This is a genomic window from Bradyrhizobium sp. TM239, assembly GCF_036247985.1.
In the GTDB taxonomy this organism is placed as follows: Bacteria; Pseudomonadota; Alphaproteobacteria; order Rhizobiales; family Xanthobacteraceae; genus Bradyrhizobium; species Bradyrhizobium ottawaense.
Window position 1 is genome coordinate 69386 of the sequence record NZ_BTIR01000018.1, and the last position, 19229, is coordinate 88614.

The following is a 19229-nucleotide window of genomic DNA, read 5'->3' on the forward strand; positions in this document are numbered from 1 at the left end:
ACTGGAATGGCCGGGCCGCGGAACATCAGCGTCAGCGAGGCGAGCCGCCCCGTGCTGCCGCGGCATGCCAAGCTGAAATATGACGAGACGCGGAAGGTCTGGGTGATCCTGGCACCGGAACGGGTGCTGGCCCCGGACGAGATCGCGGTCGAGGTCTTGCGGCTCTGCAACGGCGAGCGCAATGTCGGCGATATCGCCGACCAATTGGCGGCGAAATACGCCGCGCCGCGCGAGGCGATCCTGGCCGACGTCATCGTCATGCTGCAGGATCTCGCCGACAAGGGCTTTCTCACGGAGGCCCGGGAGAAGACGTCATGAGCGATGTGCTCGGCAATCCCATCATCCCCCCTGACGCCAGCGACAGCCTCGCGGTGCTGGAGAAGCAGCGCTCGACGGCGGAGACATTCGGCATTCCGCTCGCGGTGCTGCTGGAGATCACGCACCGCTGCCCGCTGCAATGCCCCTATTGCTCCAACCCGGTCGAGCTCGATCGCTCCGGCAAGGAGCTGACCACGGAGGAATGGAAGAAGGTGCTCAGCGAGCTCGCCGAGATCGGCGTGCTGCAGGTGCATTTCTCCGGCGGCGAGCCGACGGCGCGGAAGGACCTCGTCGACCTCGTCAAGCATGCCAGCGACGTCGGCCTCTACACCAATCTCATCACCTCGGCAGTGCTGCTGACGCGCGAGAAGCTCGGCGAGCTTGCCGATGCCGGGCTCTGCCATGTGCAGATCTCGTTCCAGGGCATCGAAGAAGGCCTCGCCGATCGCGTCGCCGGCTACAAGGGCGGGCACCGCAAGAAGCTCGAGGTCGCAAAGTGGACGCGCGAGCTGGACCTGCCGCTCACCGTGAACGCGGTGATGCACCGGCAGAACCTGCATCAGCTGCCTGATATCATCCAGATGTCCATCGATCTCGACGCCGACCGGCTCGAGGTCGCCAATGTGCAGTATTACGGCTGGGCGTTGAAGAACCGCGCCGCGCTGATGCCGACCGTGGCGCAGCTGGACGAGTGTACGCGCATCGTCGAGGAGGCGCGCGAGCGGCTGAAGGGCACGCTTGCGATCGACTACGTCGTGCCGGATTATTACGCGCTGCGGCCGAAGAAATGCATGGGCGGCTGGGGCCGGCAATTCTTCAACATCTCGCCTGCCGGCAAGGTGCTGCCCTGCCACGCCGCCGAGAGCATCACCGGGCTCGACTTCGAATCCGTCCGCTCCAATCATTCGATCGCCTGGATCTGGCAGAACTCGGAGGCCTTCAACCGCTATCGCGGCACCGGCTGGATGAAGGAGCCGTGCAAGTCTTGCGAATTCCGCGAGATCGATTTCGGCGGCTGCCGCTGCCAGGCCTTTGCGCTGACCGGGGACGCCGCCAACACCGATCCGGCCTGCGCGCTGTCGCCGCTGCACGAAACCATCTTCAAGCAGGCCGAGCGTGAGGCCGAGGGCGAGACCAGCCGCTTCCTCTATCGCAACTTCGCCGGCGGTACTCTGGAATCCGAGAATGGGGCCTGACGCCGACGCAGGCACAGCGGCGAGGCGCGCCGATCCCTTTGCGCCGCTGACCTCCGACATGCTCGACGTCGGCGACGGCCATGAGCTCTATGTCGAGAGCGTCGGCCGCAGCGACGGCATTCCCGCGATCTATCTGCATGGCGGACCCGGCAGCGGCTGCCAGCCCGATCATCGCCGGCTGTTCGATCCCGACCGCTTCTGCGCCGTGCTGTTCGACCAGCGCGGCTGCGGCCGCAGCCGTCCCAAGGGATCGCGCGAGCACAACACCACGGCCCATCTGATCGCCGACATGGAGAAAATCCGCGACAAGTTCGGCTTCGAACGCTGGATGGTGGTCGGCGGCTCCTGGGGCGCGACGCTGGCGCTGGCGTACGCGCAGGCCCATCCCGAGCGCGTCTGCGGCATCGCGCTGCGTGCAACCTTTCTGGGCACGCGGGCGGAGGTCGAGACGGCCTTCACGGTACGCCTGCCGCAATTCTATCCCGCACTCTACGAGGATTTTCTGAACGTGCTGCCGCCCGGGGAACGCGCGCATCCGGTGGAAGCCTATTATCGCCGCATCCTCGATGCCGATCCGGCCGTTCACGGACCCGCGGCCCGCGCCTGGCACGACACCGAGCGCGCATTGTCGGAGCACAAGGCGGCCAAGACGCGGCTGGACCTGGCGTCGCTGAACGTCTGGCGCACGCTGCCGGCGACGCCGTTCATGGAGGCGCATTACTTCAGCAACGACAGCTTCATGAACCAAGACCAGCTGCTGCGGAACACGGACCGGCTCGCCGGCATTCCCGGCATTATCGTGCAGGGCCGCTACGACCTGTTGTGCCCCCCTGAGACATCACACGCGCTCGCGAAAGTTTGGCCGGGTTCCGAGCTTCGCATCGTGGAAGAAGCCGGACATTCGCTCTATGATACCGGCGTGAGGGATGCGGTGATGAAGTCGATCGCGGACCTTGCTTCGAAGATCGGGCGATGAGAGGACAAGAAGAATGCCGCTCGCCGGAAAGGGCATGCTGCTGACGTCGATGAATATCGACACAGCCGATGAGGCCGATTTCAACCGCTGGTATGATCGCGAGCATCTGGAAGAGCGCGTTGCGATCGAGGGCTTTCTGGAAGCGCGGCGCTATGTCGCGCATGCCGCCAATCCCAAATATCTCTCGCTGTACTCGACTGCGACGCTCGACGTGCTCGACAGTCCGCCCTATCGGGCGCGGCTTGCCAATCAGACCGAATGGTCGCGGCGGAGCATGGCGCATTTCAAGGACATGCTCCGTGTCGTCGCTCGCATTACCATCAGCAACGGCACCGGCCGCGGCGCTGCGCTCGGCGTGGTGCGGCTGCGGCCGACGCCCGACAATGCGACGCCCTGGCGTGATGCACTGCAAGAAAAGCTGGCGCCGGAGAAGCGCGACGGCATCATCTCCATGCATCTGCTCGAGAGCGAGCCGGAATTGTCCGGCGCGACGGCGGACATTCCGGCGGTGCGCAACGAAGGCGCACGCGACTGGTTCGTGCTGATCGACGGCACGCATGTCGGCGCAGTCTCGGCCGTGATCGCCGAGCGCTTCACCGGCCCTGCTGCATCACCCTTCCCGCTGCCCGTCTCGGTCGGGACTTACAGCCTGATGTGGGACCTCGCGAAGAGCGATATCGCACGCGACTGAACATATCTGCATCGCAACATATTGCACCGCACGCGCACCGCGCGCGGCCGCTAATGCTATGCGCGCGTGGCTCCTATGAAAGAGGGGACGCGCAAAACTTTGCCGTTGTACTTCGGAGAGGTTCTAATAAGCTAACCCAATGACGTCATTCAGAAACCAGATCGACGCGCGTTAAGCGTTCGCCAAGCTCAGAAGAGGCCGCCGGGTCTTTGGGCCTGCGCGGACAGGGTAGGAATGAAACCGACCGATATCGCGGCCCCCGACTACTTTCACAAGGTAGTCGATTGCCAATGGGCCTGTCCTGCGCACACCCCGGTTCCCGAATATATCCGACTGATCGCACAAGGCCGCTACAGCGACGCCTACATGATCAATTGGAAATCGAACGTGTTTCCCGGAATTCTGGGACGCACCTGCGATCGTCCATGCGAGCCGGCGTGCCGCCGCGGACGTGTCGAGGAGACGCCGGTCGCGATCTGCCGGCTCAAGCGCGTCGCCGCCGATTTCAAGGACGACATCAAGCAGCGCCTGCCGCGCCCCTCACCGAAGAACGGCAAACGCGTTGCCTTCGTCGGCGGTGGTCCGGCCTCGCTGACGGTGGCGCGCGATCTGGCGCCGCTCGGCTACCACTGCACCGTGTTCGATGCCGATCCGGAAGCCGGCGGCATGATGCGCACGCAGATCCCGAAATTCCGCCTGCCCAATTCGGTGATCGACGAGGAGACCGGCTACATCCTGGGTCTCGGCGTCGACTTCAAGGGCGGCCACCGCATCGAGAGCATGAAGGCGCTGCTCGCGGAGAAATACGACGCGATCTTCGTCGGCTCCGGCGCGCCGCGCGGCCGCGAGCTCGACATTCCCGGCCGCAAGGAAGCGGCTGGCAACATCCATATCGGCATCGAGTGGCTGGCCTCGGTCTCGTTCGGCCATGTCGACAAGATCGGCAAGCGCGTGATCGTGCTCGGCGGCGGCAACACCGCGATGGATTGCTGCCGCACCGCGCGCCGCCTCGGCGGCGAGAAAGTCACGGTGATCGTGCGCTCCGGCTTCGAGGAGATGAAGGCCTCGCCGTGGGAGAAGGAGGACGCAATCCACGAGGATATTCCGATCCTCAATTACATGGTGCCGGTTGCATTCAAGCACGTCGCCGGCAAGCTCATCGGCGTCACCTTCCAGCACGTCAAAGCCGAATTTGACGCCAAGGGCCGCCGTAACCTCGTGCCTTCGGGCGACCCCGATCAGACCATTCCCTGCGACGACGTGCTGGTCGCAGTCGGCCAGGAGAACGCCTTCCCCTGGATCGAGCAGGATTGCGGCATCGAGTTCGACAAATGGCACATGCCCAAGGTCGATCCCAAGACATTCGCCTCGACCAATCCAAAGGTGTTCTTCGGCGGCGATGCTGCATTCGGCCCGAAGAACATCATCTGGGCGGTGGCGCACGGCCATGACGCCGCGCTGTCGATCCACAAGATGCTCTCGGGTGAGGACATTACCGAGCGTCCGCTGCCCGACGTGCATGTCTCATCGCAGAAGATGGGCATCCACGAATGGAGCTATGACAACGACATCTCGATCGACAAGCGCTACAAGGTGCCGCATCGCGACAAGGTGATCGCGCTGAAGGACATCCGCGCCGAGGTCGAGCTCGGCTACGACGTCAAGCTGGCGCTGGGCGAAGCCGAGCGCTGCCTGAACTGCGACGTCCAAACCGTGTTCTCGACCTCGCTCTGCATCGAATGCGATGCCTGCGCGGACATCTGCCCGATGGATTGCATCACCTTCACCGGCAACGGCGAGGAAAGCGACCTGCGCCAGCGCCTGAAGGCGCCCTCGCCGCATCCGGACCAGGACCTCTACGTCTCCTCGGATCTCAAAACCGGGCGCGTAATGGTGAAGGATGAGGACGTCTGCCTGCATTGCGGGCTGTGCGCCGAGCGCTGTCCCACCGGCGCCTGGGACATGCAGAAATATTTCATCGAGATGACCCACGCAGGTTCGACATGCCCGACAAAAAGCCGATCAGCAGCGTAAACGACTTCGTCGTCCGCTTCGCCAACGTCAACGGCTCGGGCTCGGCCAGCGCCAACGAAATGTTCGCACGCGCGATCCTGCGCCACGGCGTCCCGGTCTCCCCGCGCAACATCTTCCCCTCCAACATCCAGGGCCTGCCGACCTGGTACGAGGTGCGGGTGACCGAGGACGGCCATCTCGGCGCCCGCGGCGGCGTCGACATGATGGTCGCGATGAACCCGCAGACCTGGGACAAGGACGTCGCCGGCATCGAGCCCGGCGGCTATCTGTTCTACGATTCCACCAAGCCGATGCCGTCGACCAAATTCCGCGACGACATCACCGTGATCGGCGTGCCGCTCACCGCCATCACCAACTCGACCTACACCGATCCGCGCCAGCGCCAGCTGTTCAAGAACATCATCTATCTCGGCGCGCTCTCGGCGCTGCTCGACATGGACCCGAAGCTGATCGAACAGCTGATCGGCGAGCAGTACAAGGGCAAGGAGAAACTGCTCTCCTCCAACGTCCACGCACTGCATTTGGGGCGCGACTGGGCGCTGCAGAATTTGAAATGCCCGCTCGGGCTGCGGGTGAAGAAATCCGACAAGGTCGGCGACCGCATCTTCATCGAGGGCAACAGCGCTGCCGCGCTCGGCGCCGTCTATGGCGGCGCGACGGTGTGCGCGTGGTATCCGATCACTCCGTCCTCGTCGGTGGCGGAAGCCTTCACCAGCCATTGCAAGAAGTACCGCCACGACCCTGAGACCGGCAAGGCGAAGTATGCGATCGTGCAGGGCGAGGACGAGCTGGCTTCGATCGGCATCGTCATCGGCGCGTCCTGGAACGGCGCCCGCGCGTTCACCGCAACCTCCGGCCCCGGCATCTCCTTGATGACGGAATTCATCGGCCTCTCATACTTCGCCGAGATTCCGGCCGTGATCATGAACATCCAGCGCGCCGGTCCCTCGACGGGCATGCCGACCCGCACCCAGCAATGCGACATCATCGCCTGCGCCTATGCTTCGCATGGCGACACCAAGCACGTGCTGCTGTTCCCCGAAGATCCCGCCGAGGCCTTCGAGTTCGCGGCCGCCGCCTTCGATCTCGCCGAGCGGCTGCAGACCACGATCTTCCTGATGCTCGACCTCGACATCGGCATGAACCACCGGCTCTGCCGCCCGCTGAAGTGGGACGACGCAAGGCAATACGACCGCGGCAAGGTGATGACCGAGGAGATGCTGGAAGAGGGGCGCGACTTCGGCCGCTATCTCGACGTCGACGGCGACGGTATCCCCTACCGCACCTATCCCGGCACGCACCCGACCAAAGGCTCCTATTTCACCCGCGGCACCTCGCGTGATCGCTATGCGCGCTACTCCGAGGAAGGCTCGGTCTACGCCGACAACATGCAGCGCCTGATGCGCAAGTTCGAGACCGCGCAGGACCTGGTACCGCGGCCGCTGCAGGCCAATGCGGAGCGGCCGACCAAATACGGCGTGATCTATTTCGGCTCGACCTCGCCGGCGATGGACGAGGCGATCGGTCTCTTGGAAGCGCGCGGGCATCAGCTCGACCGCCTGCGCATCCGCGCCTTCCCATTCCATTCGAGCGTGGCGAGCTTCCTCGCCGAGCACGATTTCGTCTACGTCGTCGAGCAGAACCGCGACAGCCAGCTCCGCCAGCTGATCGTCAACGAGAACGGCATCGACCCGGTGCGCCTCGTGCCGATCGTGCACTATGACGGCTCGCCGATCACCGCCCGTTTCATCGCGAAAGCCATTGGCGACCACCAGGATCACCTCAAGGTGACCCCGCTCCGCAAGGCCGTGTCATGACCTACATCGCAAAGCCGAAATTCCATCATCCCGGCCTCAAGAAGAACGAGCTCGGCTACACCCATCGCGACTACGAGGGCAAGATCTCGACGCTGTGCGCCGGCTGCGGCCATGATTCGATCACGGCCTCGATCATCGAGGCCTGCTACGAGCTCTCGATCGAGCCGCACCGGGTGGCGAAGATCTCCGGCATCGGCTGCTCGTCGAAGACGCCGGACTATTTCCTCGGCAATTCGCACGGCTTCAACTCCGTGCACGGCCGCATGCCATCCGTGCTCACCGGCGCCAACCTGGCCAACCGCGATCTGATCTATCTCGGCGTGTCCGGCGACGGCGACAGCGCCTCGATCGGCTTCGGCCAGTTCGCGCATTCGATCCGGCGCGGCGTCAACATGACCTATATCGTCGAGAACAACGGCGTCTACGGGCTGACCAAGGGCCAGTTCTCGGCCACCGCCGACCGCGGCTCGAAGTCCAAGAAGGGCGTCACCAACACCGACAACGCCATCGACCTCGTCGCGATCGCGCTGCAGCTGGGCGCCACCTTCGTGGCGCGCAGCTTCTCCGGCGACAAGACCCAGCTGGTGCCGCTGATCGCGGCCGCGATCCGCCACAAGGGCGCCTCCTTCATCGACGTCATCAGCCCCTGCATCGCCTTCAACAACCATGCCGGCTCGACCAAGAGCTTCGACTATGTCCGCGAGCACAACGACGCCGTGAACCGGCTCGACGTGCTGGTCGGCCGCGATCCCATTGCCGTCGACTACGCGCCCGGCACGGTGCAAATGGTCGAGCAGCACGACGGCAGCAAGATCGCACTGCGCAAGATCGACGCCGACTACGATCCGCATGATCGGCTCGGGGCCCAGACCTTCCTCGCGCGGCACGCCGCCAAGGGCCAGATCGTCACCGGGCTTCTCTACGTCGACCCCGACGCCGAAGACCTGCACGAGCACCTCAACACGGTCGCCACGCCGCTCAACACGCTGGAGGCGGACACGCTGTGCCCGGGTTCGGCGGCGCTGGACAAGATCAACGCCAGCCTGCGGTGATCATCTCCGCCGCTCTAAAGCAGGCGATCTGACGCGTATGGTGATCTTCTCCGACACGACAGGCGGCTCGAACGGATAGTGCCTGGCGTCGCCGAGCACCAGTTGCAACGTGTGCGTCCCCGGCGGAAGGTCGAGCAAGGTTTCGGTCTGCCCTGCGCCGAAATGCAGGTGCGACTTGTCCTGCGGGATCGGCTCCTTGGAATCGATGGGGTCGTTGACGTCGACGAACAGATGGTGATGACCGGCGTTCTGGTAGTCGTCGCCGGCATGAGTGACTCCCATATTGCGCAAGCCGAACCTGACCCAGAAGCCACCACGAACCTTCTGTCCGTCATGCGGCGTGATGAAATAGAGCTTCGCATCCTTCGGGGCGGCCTTGCCTTGCGACAAGGCTGCGCCCGGAAGCAATGCGATCGCCGCTGACAGCGCGATGCAGCGAAGGATTTGCATCAAACCTGCTCCTGGGCTTAAGGACCGAGCGCGACGCGGAATCCATGCGTCGGATATCGAACATTGGTATCGTAGCCATCGCGATTGGATGGCCTCACATATCTCGCATCGTTCTTCCACGAGCCCGAGCGCAGAACGTGCGAGCTGCAGTCCCCGCCACTCCATGCCGAGCCGTCAGTGGGCGCGCCCTGATAGGTCTTGTGCCAGCAGTCCTCGACCCACTGATCGATACCGCCACCCATGTCGTGGAGGCCGAACGGATTCGGCTTGAAGCTGCCGACCTTCGCGGGCTGCTCGGCCGCAAGGTCACCGCAATCCTTGCATCCGGCCATGCCTGGCTGGAGCTTGTCGCCCCACCAATATTTGCTCTGCGTGCCGCCGCGCGCCGCGTATTCCCATTCGGCTTCGCTCGGAAGCCGGTAGGGCTTCTTCGTCGCCTGCGCGAGATACCCCGCATATTGCTGCGCGTCGGTCCAGCTCACATTGCTGATCGGCGCATCGTCTTTGCCGGTAGCGGTGAAGCTGCACGCCTTTGCGGCCGCGCATTCGTTCCATTCCTGCACGGTCACCGGATATTTGCCGATCGAGAACGGTTTGACGGTGACCTGGTGGACAGGACGTTCGGTCGGATCGTCATTGCTCCCCATCGCAAAACTGCCACCGCGAATGGCGATCATCTCTGGTTCGCGGAGCGGCGGGGCCGATGGGCTGGGCGGTGCGACCGACAGGCTGGGCGGCGCGGCCGACGGGCTGGGCGCCGGTGCCGGCGACGATGCCAATGACGGAGATGGTTGCGGCGTTTGCGTCGCCGCTTCGCGCGGCGGGGCCTGTGGGCTCGGGGACGCAGCCGGCGCAGCGGCCTGCTCGCCCACTCTACCCTGCGGCTGCGCCAGCAGATACCACAGCACGCCGGTCGCAATCACCAGCAGCGTGATGCCAAGGAGGAAGATCAGAGTATTCTCGCGCCGTCCTCGCGTACTTCCGACGGCATCTGCGTCCGGTAGCACGCGATAGACGCGCACCGGATCCGTGATGTTCTTGACCTTGCGATCCCCGAGCGACTCGTAGCCGCACACCACCTTGTGCTTGATCTGCTCGTAGATCGCGCCTGAGATATAGACCTGACCGGGCTCGGCGATACCCTCGATACGTGTGGCGATGTTGACTCCGTCGCCGTAGACATCGTCCGGCTCCACGATCACGTCACCGAGATTGACGCCGATCCGGTATTCGAGCCGGGAATGCTTCGGAAGCGAGGCATTGCGGCCGATGAGGTTCTGCTGGATGACAATGCTGCAGCGAACGGCCTCGACAGGACTGTCGAAGATCGCGATGAAGCCATCGCCCGTTGTCTTCACCAGCGCCCCATGATGTTCGACGATGCTGGGCTGGATGAGATCACGCTCGATCCGCTTGACGCGGACATGCGTGCCCTCCTCGTCGGCCTGCATCATGCGGCTGTAGGAAGCGATGTCACCGACGATGATGGCTGCGAGACGACGAGGCATTGGGCCGTGTGGAGGCGGCTCATCCTGACTTCCGGGTCTGAAGTTGCGAATTTCGCCCATTGCGGGGGACTCCACAAACCTACAAAGGCACCCCAGCTTACGACCGCTCAAGGCGATCGTCTGTGAAGGCTATCACATTGATGAAATGGGGCAATGTCGAAGGACTCGCGAGCATCGAGTTCCGGAGGTCGAAGGCGTCACGTCGATTGAACCTTCCTCGCCCTGCCGGTGACTAACGCACTGCCTGGAACTATCCATCCCGCTCCGCGCTGCGATGATCATGTGCGACTTGCGAAGATTGAACGCGTCGCACTTGGGCCGCGTCTACAGCCTACAGCTCAACTACTGCGCTCGAGGCATCATGAAGCTTTCTCTCCTGGCTGCCCTCGCCGTTGCCGCACTCATCAGCGCGGCCCACGCGGAGGAGGCAGACGACATCCGCGAGGCCAGCAAGGCCGAGGCCGAGACCTTCAACACGCGCATGTATGCGGGGCCTCCCGGCAACAAGGCCTACGCCTGTTTCGTCCGCCGCTACGATGCGGAGCATCTGGCGCGGCATCCGAAGCAGAAGGTCGCTTCGATGAAGCTGCTGATCTCGGCCGAATTGGACAAGGAAGACAAGGAGCTCCACAACTCCTTCCGCCTCGGCTTCAGGTATCGCCATCGCTCCGGCGATTTCGACTCCAGCGGTTCTTGTAACCACGCCGTATTCACCAAGGACGGCAACGAGGTTCGCCTCGGTTGCGGTGTCGATTGCGAGGGCGGTGGCATCGGCGTTGCGCTGTCCAAAGACGACAAATCGACGATCGTGCGGCTCGAACGGGTCCGCGTCTGGCAGAACAACAAGCCGGATGAGGAGGCCGAGCAGTCGCTGGTCGGCGGTGCCGACGACAGGATTTTCCGCCTGGACCGCACCGACAATAGCGAGTGCGCTTCGCTGGTGACCGACCGCAAGGAACTCGCCGCGCTGCGCCACAAATGATGATATGCCTCCGGCAAAGTCAGTCGAGGGAGATCGCCATGAACCGCCGGAACATCTTGTGGAGCTCAATCTCGGCCCTGGGCGCGGCATTCGGTGCCTCCAGCGCGAAAGCCGGGACGGAAGCGGGCACGGGCAACAAGCTGAAAGTGGTCTACCATCTCAGCGATGCCGAGAAGGTCAACTTCGTGCTCGGCAACATCCAGAACCACATCGAAGGCGTCGGCGGTCCTGATCACGTCACGATCGCGCTGGTGATCCACGGGCCGGCGCTGAAGGCATTCCACTCGGCGCAGGCCAACCCCGACATCAGCAAGCGCGTCGGCGAATTCTCCAAGGACGGCGTCGAGCTCGCCGCCTGCGGCAACACGATGAAGGCGCAGAACGTGTCGCTCACCGAGCTGTTGCCGGGCTTCGTCAGTGCGGAGAAAGGTGGCGTGGTCAGGTTGGCCGAGCTGCAGTCGCAGGGGTATTTGTACTTGCGCCCGTAGGGCATTGCGGTTGCCACGAGAAAGGTGCGCCCCTCCCCCGTTTGCGGGGAGGGGTTGGGGAGAGGGTGCCTCCGCAATGAAGACCCCCAGAGGAGAGAACCCTCACCCGACGCTTCGCGTCGACCTCTCCCGCAAGCGGGAGAGGTAAGTCGCGCCCGCGGGTGCCTACCGCTTCAAAGCTCCCGCCGCCGCCATCATGCTTGACTTATCCATAACTTCCCGGTTATGAGTTAACCCATAACTTCCTGGTTATGGATTTCCATGTCCCTCGCCCCCGATCTCCTGTTCAGGACGCTCGCCGACCCCACAAGGCGGGCGATCTTCGAGCGGCTGTGCCGCGAGGGGGAGCAGACGGTCGGGGCCCTGACCGTGAAATCCGGCGTCTCCCAGCCGGCGGTCTCGAAACATCTCGGCGCGTTGAAGCTGGCCGGCCTGGTGCGCGACCGCCATGAGGGACGGCAGACCCATTACAGCGCGCAGCCCGGCGCACTCGATCCGCTGCTCGACTGGACCAGCCAGATGACCGGATTCTGGCAGAGGCGGCTCGACGCACTCGACGATCTCCTGAAGAGGATGGACCAATGACTGACGCCACAAGCCAGACCCGCTCCGTCGTCGTCGAGCGCGAATTTGCCTTTACGGCCGAACGGCTCTGGCGCGCACTGACGCAGCCGCATCTGATCGAGGAATGGCTGATGAAGAATGACTTCAAGCCATCGGTCGGTCACCGCTTCAATCTCCGCGGTGAATGGGGCGGCGTGCTGGATTGCGAGGTGCTCACGATCGAGCCGCAGAAGACGCTCGCCTACACCTGGAATTTCTCGCATGAGGACGCCGCGTTCGACCTCAAGAGCGTCGTCACCTTCACGCTGACGCCGACCGGCGCGGGCACGCATCTGCGCGTCGAGCAGGCGGGCTTCAGCCCGACGCAGAAGCAGGCCTACGGCGGCGCGCATGCCGGCTGGAAGCAGTTCCTTGCCAAGCTGGACGAGGTGCTGGCGCGGGGGGAATAGCTCCGGCCGGCCATATCCATTCCAATCATTTCTAGAAGGAGATCCCGTTGAGCACAGACATGTGGATTCGTCAGATCCATCGTTGGCTGTCGGTGGCTTTCACGCTCGCCGTCATCGCCAACATCGTCGCCATGACCATGCAGCTCCAGGCCGTCTGGATCGGCTTCCTGGCGCTCGTCCCGCTGATCCCGCTGCTGGCGACCGGGCTCTATCTGTTCGCGCTGCCTTATCTCGGCCGGCGCGGCGCGCATGGTGAGGCGAGGTCATGAAGAAGGCGGTGACGAAGAAGAACGCGGAGAAGGTGGCGGACGGAGCCCCGCCCGCCAAGCTGATCGACGGCAGGATCAAGGAGCTCGGCGACTGGCGCGGCGAAATGCTGGCGCGGGTCCGCGGCCTGATCAAGCAGGCCGATCCCGAGGTCGTCGAAGAGTGGAAATGGCGCGGCGTTCCCGTGTGGGAGCACGACGGCATCATCTGCACCGGCGAGACCTACAAGGAAGTGGTGAAGATGACCTTTGCCAGGGGTGCGGCGCTGGACGACCCGGCCGGCCTGTTCAATTCCAGCCTCGACGGCAATGTCCGGCGCGCGATCGACATTCGCGAAGGCGACAAGATCAACGAAAAGGCGTTGAAGGCGCTGATCCGCGCGGCGGTGGAGCTGAATGCAAGCAAGAAGAAAAAGGCGGCGAAGAAGCGATCGGGCTGAAACACCATGAATTCATTTTGATCGCCCAAGCAGCCGCGAACTCGCTGCAACCTCTCCCGCTTGCGGGGGAGGTCGGCGCGAAGCGCCGGGTGGGGGCTCTCTCCTCTGGGGAGTCCCACTGAGGAGAGACCCTCTCCCCAACCCTCCCCCGCAAGCGAGGGAGGGAGCGCACCTCTGTTGGAGCGCTCGTCGAGTCTCACTCATCAGGCGTCAAGCAGAGCCGGACTGCCTCAAGCCACCGCCGCCGGGATCGGGCGCGGGCTGACGACGTATTCGCGCATGACCTTGTCGTTTGCATCGACCTCGATCAGCGCGACGTCGTAGGTCCAGAGATCGGCCAGGTGCTGCAGCACCCGCTTCGCATCGGTCTCGTTGAGCTGCGAGCCCTTGATGACGTGATGGTGCAGGATCAGGCGGCGGTCGCCGGAGAGATCGACGTCGACCACCTCGATATTGGCATCGATGTAACCGACATCGTGCTGCCGCGCCAGCTCGCGCCGCACGCGGCGGAAGCCGCGCTCGTCGTGGATGGCATCGACCCGGATGCCGGCGCGCTCCTCGGGATCGTCGTGCAGATGGAACATGCGGAAGTGCCGCATCAGCTTCGGGCTCAGGAACTGCGCGATGAAGCTTTCATCGCGGTAGTTGGCCCAGACGTCGCGCAGCACGCCCATCACATCGCCCTTGCCGGCGATGTCGGGGAACCATTCGCGGTCCTCGTCCTCCGGTTTGGTGACGATGCGCTCGATGTCCTGCATCACGGCAAAGCCGAGCGCATAGGGGTTGAATCCGGAGAAGCGCGGGTCGTCGAATTCGGGCTGGAACACCACGTTGGTGTGGGATCCCAGGAATTCCAGGAAATTGCCGTCGGTGATGCGGCCCTGCTCGTGCAGCTTGGTCATGATGCGATAGTGGACGTAGGTGGCCGTCCCCTCGTTCATCACCTTGGTCTGGCTCTGCGGGTAGAAATACTGCGCGATGTGGCGGACGATGCGCAGCAGCTCGCGTTGCCACGGCGCCAGCCGCGGCGCACTCTTCTCCAGGAAGTAGAGCAGATTTTCCTGCGGCAGGCCGAGCAGCTTGCGGCGGCGCTCGATGCTGAGCGCGGACCGGCTCTTGGCCGCGCCCTTGGGAACGGTGCGCCAGAGGTCGTTGAAGACCTCCTCCTCGTGCTGGCGACGCCGCCCTGCCCGCTTCTCTTCGGCGCGCAGGTCCAGCTTCTTCTTGCCGGGATAGCGGTCGATGCCGTGCGACATCAGCGCATGCGCGGCATCGAGCGTGCGCTCGACCTCGACGCGGCCGTAGCGCTCCTCGCATTGCATGACATACGTCTTGGCGAAGTCGAGATAATCCAGGATGCCGTCGGCGTCGGTCCACTGCTTGAACAGATAGTTGTTCTTGAAGAAGTGATTATGGCCGAAAGCGGCGTGCGCGATCACCAGCGTCTGCATCGTCGCCGTGTTCTCCTCCATCAGATAGGAGATGCACGGCGAGGAGTTGATCACGATCTCATAGGCGAGCCCCATCAGGCCCTTGCGATAGGACGCCTCGTGAAACGCGAACTGCTTGCCGAACGACCAGTGCTTGTAGAACAGCGGCATGCCGACGGAGGAGTAGGCATCCAGCATCTGCTCGGCGGTGATGACCTCGATCTGGTTCGGATAGACGTCGAGCCCGAGATCTTTCGTCGCCACCATCTCGCAGGCATCGGTGATGCGCTGCAAGGTGTGGAAATCCCAATCCGCGCCTTCGAACAATCGTTCCGTCATGGAGCGGCTTTCTCCTGGGCAGTTTCGCGGCGCTGGAACAGATCGTGGAACACCGGAAAGATCTCGCTGCGCTCCGAGACCTTGCGCATCGAGAGCGGCGCGCCGCTGTTGCGCAGGCGCTCGTAAAGGGTCCAGAGCGAGGAGTCGGAGAGATCGAAGGCGCTGCCGCCTGATTCACCGACCTCGAGATAGGCAAAGAACTGACAGACCGGCAGGATCTTGTCGGTCAGCAGGAGGCCGGTGAGCTCGCCGTCGGAATAGGAATTGTCACCGTCGGAAGCCTGCGCGGCATAGATATTCCAGTCCGACGGATTGAAGCGCTCACGCACGATCTCGTGCATCGCCTGCAGCGCGCTCGAGACCAGCGTGCCGCCAGAGGCCGGGCCATAGAAGAAGGTCTGCTCGTCCACCTCCTCGGCGCGGTCGGTGTGGCGGATGAAGACGATCTCGACGTGCTTGTAGCGCCGCTTCAGGAACACGTAGAGCAGCATGTAGAAGCGCTTGGCGAGATCCTTCATGTGCTCGGACATCGAGCCCGACACGTCCATCAGGCAGAACATCACCGCCTGCGCCACCGGCTTCGGCACCGTCTCGAAGCGGCGGTAGCGGATGTCGAGCGGATCGATGAAGGGAATGCGCTTGGACTTCGCCTTCAGCTTTTCGAGCTGGGCGAGAAGCACCTCACGCTCGTCCTCGTCGGTGCAGGCGGCGATCGCGGCTTCCAGCTCCTCGATCTCCTCCTTGCGGGGACGCTTGAGCGCGATGCGGCGGGCGAGCGCCAGCTTCACCGTCCGGCTCACCGAGATGTTGGCGGGCGAGCCCGACGTGGTGTAGCCGGCGCGCTGAATGCCCTCGCTCTCGGTCTGCGCGATCTTGCGCTTGGCAAGATCCGGCAGCTCGAGATCGTCGAGGAAGAGATCGACGAACTCGTCGCGGGAGAGCACGAAGCGGAAGGCGTCCTCGCTGTCGCCTTCGCCCGGACCGGAGTTCTTGGCGCTGCCCTGGCCGGAGCGCTGGAGATAGTCCCCCTCGATGAACTTCTTGTTCCCGGGCAGCACCATGTCGCGCGTTCCGCCTTCGCGGCGGAAGCGCGGCTCGTGCATGCCGTCGAGCGGGATCGTGACCTCACCCCCCTCCAGGACGTCCTTGATGTCGCGTTCCTGCGAGGTCTTCTTGACGGCGCCCTGCACCAGGGATTTGGCCCGACGCAAGAACCGCTGGCGGTTCTCAAGACTCTTGCCGCCTGGATTCAGGCGCCTGTCAATAATGTGAATGGGCACTTTACCATCCGCCTCAACCGGCCTGCTTCACACGCATGTACCATTCGACGAGCCGGCGAACCTGACGCTCGGTGTAGCCACGCTCCACCATGCGTGAGACGAACTCGCCGTGCTTCTTCTCCGTCTCGCCGTCCTTCTTCGATCCGAAAGAAATGACCGGAAGCAGGTCCTCGACTTGCGAGAATATCCTCTTTTCGATCACGTCGCGAATCTTCTCGTAGGAGGTCCAGGTCGGATTTTTGCCACCGTTCTGGGCCCGCGACCGTAACGAGAATTTGACGACCTCGTTGCGGAAGTCCTTGGGGTTGGCGATGCCCGCCGGCTTCTCGATTTTGGTCAGCTCCTGGTTCAAAAGCTCGCGATCGAGCAGCTGGCCGGTGTCGGGATCCTTGAAGTCCTGGTCCTCGATCCAGGCATCGGCATAATCGACGTAGCGGTCGAACAGATTCTGGCCGTAATCCGAGTAGGATTCCAGATAAGCCTTCTGGATCTCGTTGCCGATGAACTCGGCGTAGCGCGGCGCCAGATCCGCCTTGATGAATTCGAGGTAGCGCTTCTCGACTTCCTCGGGCAGCTGCTCGCGCTTGATCGACTGCTCCAGCGCGTACATCAGATGGACGGCGTCGGCGGCGACTTCCTGCGGATCGTGGTTGAAGGTCGCGGCCAGGATCTTGAAGGCAAAGCGGGTGGAGACGCCGTCCATGCCCTCGTCGACACCGGCGGCATCGCGGTATTCCTGGACGCTGCGCGCCTTCGGATCGGATTCCTTCAGGCTTTCGCCGTCGTAGACCCGCATCTTGGCGAACACCGTGGAATTCTCGTGCTTGCGCAGGCGAGACATCACCGAGAACCGCGCCAGCGTCTCCAGCGTCGAAGGCGCGCAAGGCGCCGCCGCGAGTTCGGATCCCTGAATCAGTTTCTCGTAGATCTTCTGCTCCTCGGTGATCCGCAGGCAATAGGGCACCTTGATCACGCAGATGCGGTCGATGAAGGCCTCGTTGTTCTTGTTGGCCTTGAAGCTCGACCACTCAGCCTCGTTGGAGTGCGCGAGGATGACACCGGTGAACGGGATCGCGCCGATGTTTTCGGTGCCGATATAGTTGCCTTCCTGCGTCGCGGTCAGCAGCGGGTGCAGCATCTTGATCGGCGCCTTGAACATCTCGACGAATTCGAGCACGCCCTGGTTGGCGCGGTTGAGGCCGCCGGAATAGCTGTAGGCGTCGGGGTCGTTCTGCGCGTAGGTCTCGAGCTTGCGGATATCGACCTTGCCGACCAGCGAGGAGATGTCCTGGTTGTTCTCGTCACCGGGCTCGGTCTTGGAGATCGCAATCTGGCGCAGCCGCGACGGCTGGATTTTTGCGACACGAAACTGGGAGATATCGCCGCCGAAGGCTTCCAGCCGCTTGTAGCACCACGGGCTCATCAGGCCGGTGAGACGACGGCGCGGAATGCCGTACTTCTCTTCCAGCATCGGCCCGAGATGATCGGGATCGAACAGGCTGAGCGGGCTCTCGAACACAGGCGAGAGTTCATCGCCGGCCTTGAGCACGTAGATCGGATGCACTTCCATCAGCGACTTCAGCCGCTCGGCGAGCGAGGATTTGCCACCGCCGACCGGGCCGAGCAGATAGAGGATCTGCTTGCGCTCTTCGAGACCTTGCGCCGCATGGCGGAAGAAACCAACGATGCGCTCGATGGTTTCTTCCATGCCGTAGAACCCGGCGAAGGCCGGATAGGTACGGATCGTACGGTTCAAAAAAATACGGCCAAGGCGGGTATCCTTGGCCGTGTCAATCGTCTGGGGGTCACCGATCGCTGCTAGTAGTCGTTCGGCCGCGTTCGCGTATTTCATGGGATCGCTTCGACACGATTCCAGATATTCCGCCATCGACATGTCGTGCTGGCTTCTCGCCTCGAACGACCGAGCGAAAGCGTTGAATAAAGAATCGTTGTACATGATCCCTCTCCGCGTGAGTTCCGCTACAAGCTGAAACGAAAGCAGTTACCGGACCGTTCCTCAGGCCATTTCGAATCAGCGTGAGCACATGACGATCATTGGACACCCGGGTGCCGACACGACGCAACGCACAACGTAGGCACTCGTTGAGTTACGAACAGGCACCTGCCCGTAATTTGTGCGAATCTCTGTCTATATTGGCTCATTTCCAGAAAATGTCACTTGGTCGCAACATCCGGGCGTTACCGGGGATGAGACCATCCGGCGCTGCAGCATAGCGATCGGCGAGCGGCGATCTTATGACGCTTGTACGGCGAAGCCTTGAGCGCCGCCTGGGTTGCCGCGTTCATCTTCCTGCTGCAATGCGGCGCGCGGAGTGCTGGCAGCGTGGCAGTCGCGGCAAGCACGCAGCAATGTATCAAAATCGGTCGCCAGGCCCTCCGACAGGATGACGATGCGATCGTTTCGCGCGCAACGGGCCAGATCGCGGATGCCGCAGAGCTGCTGCTGCAAGGCCGGCGTCGGCGTCAGCACGATCATCTTGTGGCCGCGGCTTTTCTCAGCCGAAATCTCCGCAATCGAATCCCACGGCAGAAATTCATTGCCGATGCGGAGATCGCGGATGCCGTAGGGGGTGACGACCACCACCGCTCCCCGTTCGGCGGGCAGCATCCAGATCAGCCGGCAGGTCACCAGGCCGAACAGTGCGACGCCGGCATAGCCGAGCGTCGTGTCGTAGTCGCCCAAACCGTCCCACCAGTCGAAGGCGAGGCTCGCGCTGAGCAGGGTCATCGCAAAGCCCGCCGCGACCAGCAGCCGCAACTGCGTCGCGCATCGACTGATTTCGAGATCGTGGGAAGCGTCGACGGTCGCAGCCGACTGCTGGCTGTCGGCGACAGCGAACGCCAGACCTTCAGGATGGGCGTGCATGCATTTCCCCAGCATGGCCATTCGCGGCCGAGCCACGATGCACCAGACGGATCGCAATCCGC

At 63.3% G+C, this 19229-nt stretch carries 19 protein-coding genes; 13 read left to right on the forward strand and 6 right to left on the reverse strand.

Annotated features, from left to right (window positions below):
- Positions 1–6: 6 nt before the first annotated feature.
- From pqqD to AABA84_RS27120, 7 genes are all read left to right on the forward strand, one after another.
- On the forward strand, positions 7–318 hold the full coding sequence (gene pqqD / locus AABA84_RS27090) for a pyrroloquinoline quinone biosynthesis peptide chaperone PqqD (protein ID WP_212248184.1): 312 nt from the start codon (positions 7–9) through the stop codon (positions 316–318).
- Complete coding sequence (gene pqqE / locus AABA84_RS27095; protein ID WP_212248185.1) at positions 315–1514, forward strand: pyrroloquinoline quinone biosynthesis protein PqqE; 1200 nt, start codon at positions 315–317, stop codon at positions 1512–1514. Before pqqD ends, pqqE begins: the two co-directional genes overlap by 4 nt.
- Positions 1504–2490 (forward strand): prolyl aminopeptidase, encoded by a 987-nt coding sequence (pip, locus tag AABA84_RS27100; RefSeq protein WP_338313697.1) that lies wholly within the window; start codon positions 1504–1506, stop codon positions 2488–2490. The genes pqqE and pip overlap by 11 nt, the downstream gene beginning before the upstream one ends.
- Before the next feature lie 13 nt (positions 2491–2503).
- The gene (locus AABA84_RS27105) at positions 2504–3181 is read left to right on the forward strand and encodes a hypothetical protein (protein ID WP_338313698.1); all 678 of its coding nucleotides are present in this window, start codon (positions 2504–2506) and stop codon (positions 3179–3181) included.
- Positions 3182–3415: 234 nt separating this feature from the next.
- Positions 3416–5215: an FAD-dependent oxidoreductase gene (locus AABA84_RS27110; protein WP_338313699.1), complete on the forward strand. Its 1800-nt coding sequence runs from the start codon at positions 3416–3418 to the stop codon at positions 5213–5215.
- The gene (locus AABA84_RS27115) at positions 5185–7032 is read left to right on the forward strand and encodes a 2-oxoacid:acceptor oxidoreductase subunit alpha (RefSeq protein ID WP_212248195.1); all 1848 of its coding nucleotides are present in this window, start codon (positions 5185–5187) and stop codon (positions 7030–7032) included. The genes AABA84_RS27110 and AABA84_RS27115 overlap by 31 nt, the downstream gene beginning before the upstream one ends.
- Positions 7029–8084 carry a 2-oxoacid:ferredoxin oxidoreductase subunit beta gene (locus AABA84_RS27120; protein WP_338313700.1) on the forward strand — a complete coding sequence of 352 codons (1056 nt, stop codon included), beginning with the start codon at positions 7029–7031 and terminating at the stop codon, positions 8082–8084. Before AABA84_RS27115 ends, AABA84_RS27120 begins: the two co-directional genes overlap by 4 nt.
- On the opposite strand, the gene AABA84_RS27125 is transcribed toward AABA84_RS27120, so the two are convergent.
- Together AABA84_RS27125 and AABA84_RS27130 are read right to left on the reverse strand one after the other, a co-directional pair.
- Positions 8085–8534 (reverse strand): DUF4399 domain-containing protein, encoded by a 450-nt coding sequence (locus AABA84_RS27125; RefSeq protein ID WP_338305374.1) that lies wholly within the window; start codon positions 8532–8534, stop codon positions 8085–8087.
- 17 nt (positions 8535–8551) lie between these two features.
- On the reverse strand, positions 8552–10102 hold the full coding sequence (locus AABA84_RS27130) for an SUMF1/EgtB/PvdO family nonheme iron enzyme (RefSeq protein ID WP_212248448.1): 1551 nt from the start codon (positions 10100–10102) through the stop codon (positions 8552–8554).
- Between the two features lie 301 nt (positions 10103–10403).
- Between AABA84_RS27130 and AABA84_RS27135 the strand changes: the two genes are divergently transcribed.
- From AABA84_RS27135 to AABA84_RS27160, 6 genes are all read left to right on the forward strand, one after another.
- Positions 10404–11024: a hypothetical protein gene (locus AABA84_RS27135; RefSeq protein WP_212248198.1), complete on the forward strand. Its 621-nt coding sequence runs from the start codon at positions 10404–10406 to the stop codon at positions 11022–11024.
- Between the two features lie 38 nt (positions 11025–11062).
- Positions 11063–11512, forward strand: a complete 450-nt coding sequence (locus AABA84_RS27140) for a DsrE family protein (protein ID WP_338305375.1) — start codon at positions 11063–11065, stop codon at positions 11510–11512.
- Positions 11513–11773: 261 nt separating this feature from the next.
- Complete coding sequence (locus AABA84_RS27145; protein WP_212248200.1) at positions 11774–12097, forward strand: ArsR/SmtB family transcription factor; 324 nt, start codon at positions 11774–11776, stop codon at positions 12095–12097.
- Positions 12094–12525: an SRPBCC family protein gene (locus AABA84_RS27150; RefSeq protein ID WP_212248202.1), complete on the forward strand. Its 432-nt coding sequence runs from the start codon at positions 12094–12096 to the stop codon at positions 12523–12525. Before AABA84_RS27145 ends, AABA84_RS27150 begins: the two co-directional genes overlap by 4 nt.
- Before the next feature lie 59 nt (positions 12526–12584).
- Positions 12585–12794, forward strand: coding sequence for a hypothetical protein (locus AABA84_RS27155; RefSeq protein ID WP_433960973.1), 210 nt, complete (start codon positions 12585–12587; stop codon positions 12792–12794).
- Complete coding sequence (locus AABA84_RS27160; RefSeq protein WP_212248206.1) at positions 12791–13231, forward strand: DUF1801 domain-containing protein; 441 nt, start codon at positions 12791–12793, stop codon at positions 13229–13231. Before AABA84_RS27155 ends, AABA84_RS27160 begins: the two co-directional genes overlap by 4 nt.
- Before the next feature lie 230 nt (positions 13232–13461).
- On the opposite strand, the gene AABA84_RS27165 is transcribed toward AABA84_RS27160, so the two are convergent.
- From AABA84_RS27165 to AABA84_RS27180, 4 genes are all read right to left on the reverse strand, one after another.
- On the reverse strand, positions 13462–15000 hold the full coding sequence (locus tag AABA84_RS27165; protein ID WP_212248208.1) for a SpoVR family protein: 1539 nt from the start codon (positions 14998–15000) through the stop codon (positions 13462–13464).
- Positions 14997–16274 (reverse strand): YeaH/YhbH family protein, encoded by a 1278-nt coding sequence (locus tag AABA84_RS27170; protein ID WP_212248449.1) that lies wholly within the window; start codon positions 16272–16274, stop codon positions 14997–14999. Before AABA84_RS27170 ends, AABA84_RS27165 begins: the two co-directional genes overlap by 4 nt.
- Positions 16275–16293: 19 nt before the next feature.
- Complete coding sequence (locus tag AABA84_RS27175; protein ID WP_212248210.1) at positions 16294–18237, reverse strand: PrkA family serine protein kinase; 1944 nt, start codon at positions 18235–18237, stop codon at positions 16294–16296.
- Positions 18238–18534: 297 nt separating this feature from the next.
- A complete protein-coding gene (locus AABA84_RS27180) occupies positions 18535–19188 on the reverse strand; it encodes an STM3941 family protein (protein ID WP_212248212.1) in 654 nt (217 codons plus the stop codon).
- Between the last annotated feature and the right edge of the window lie 41 nt (positions 19189–19229).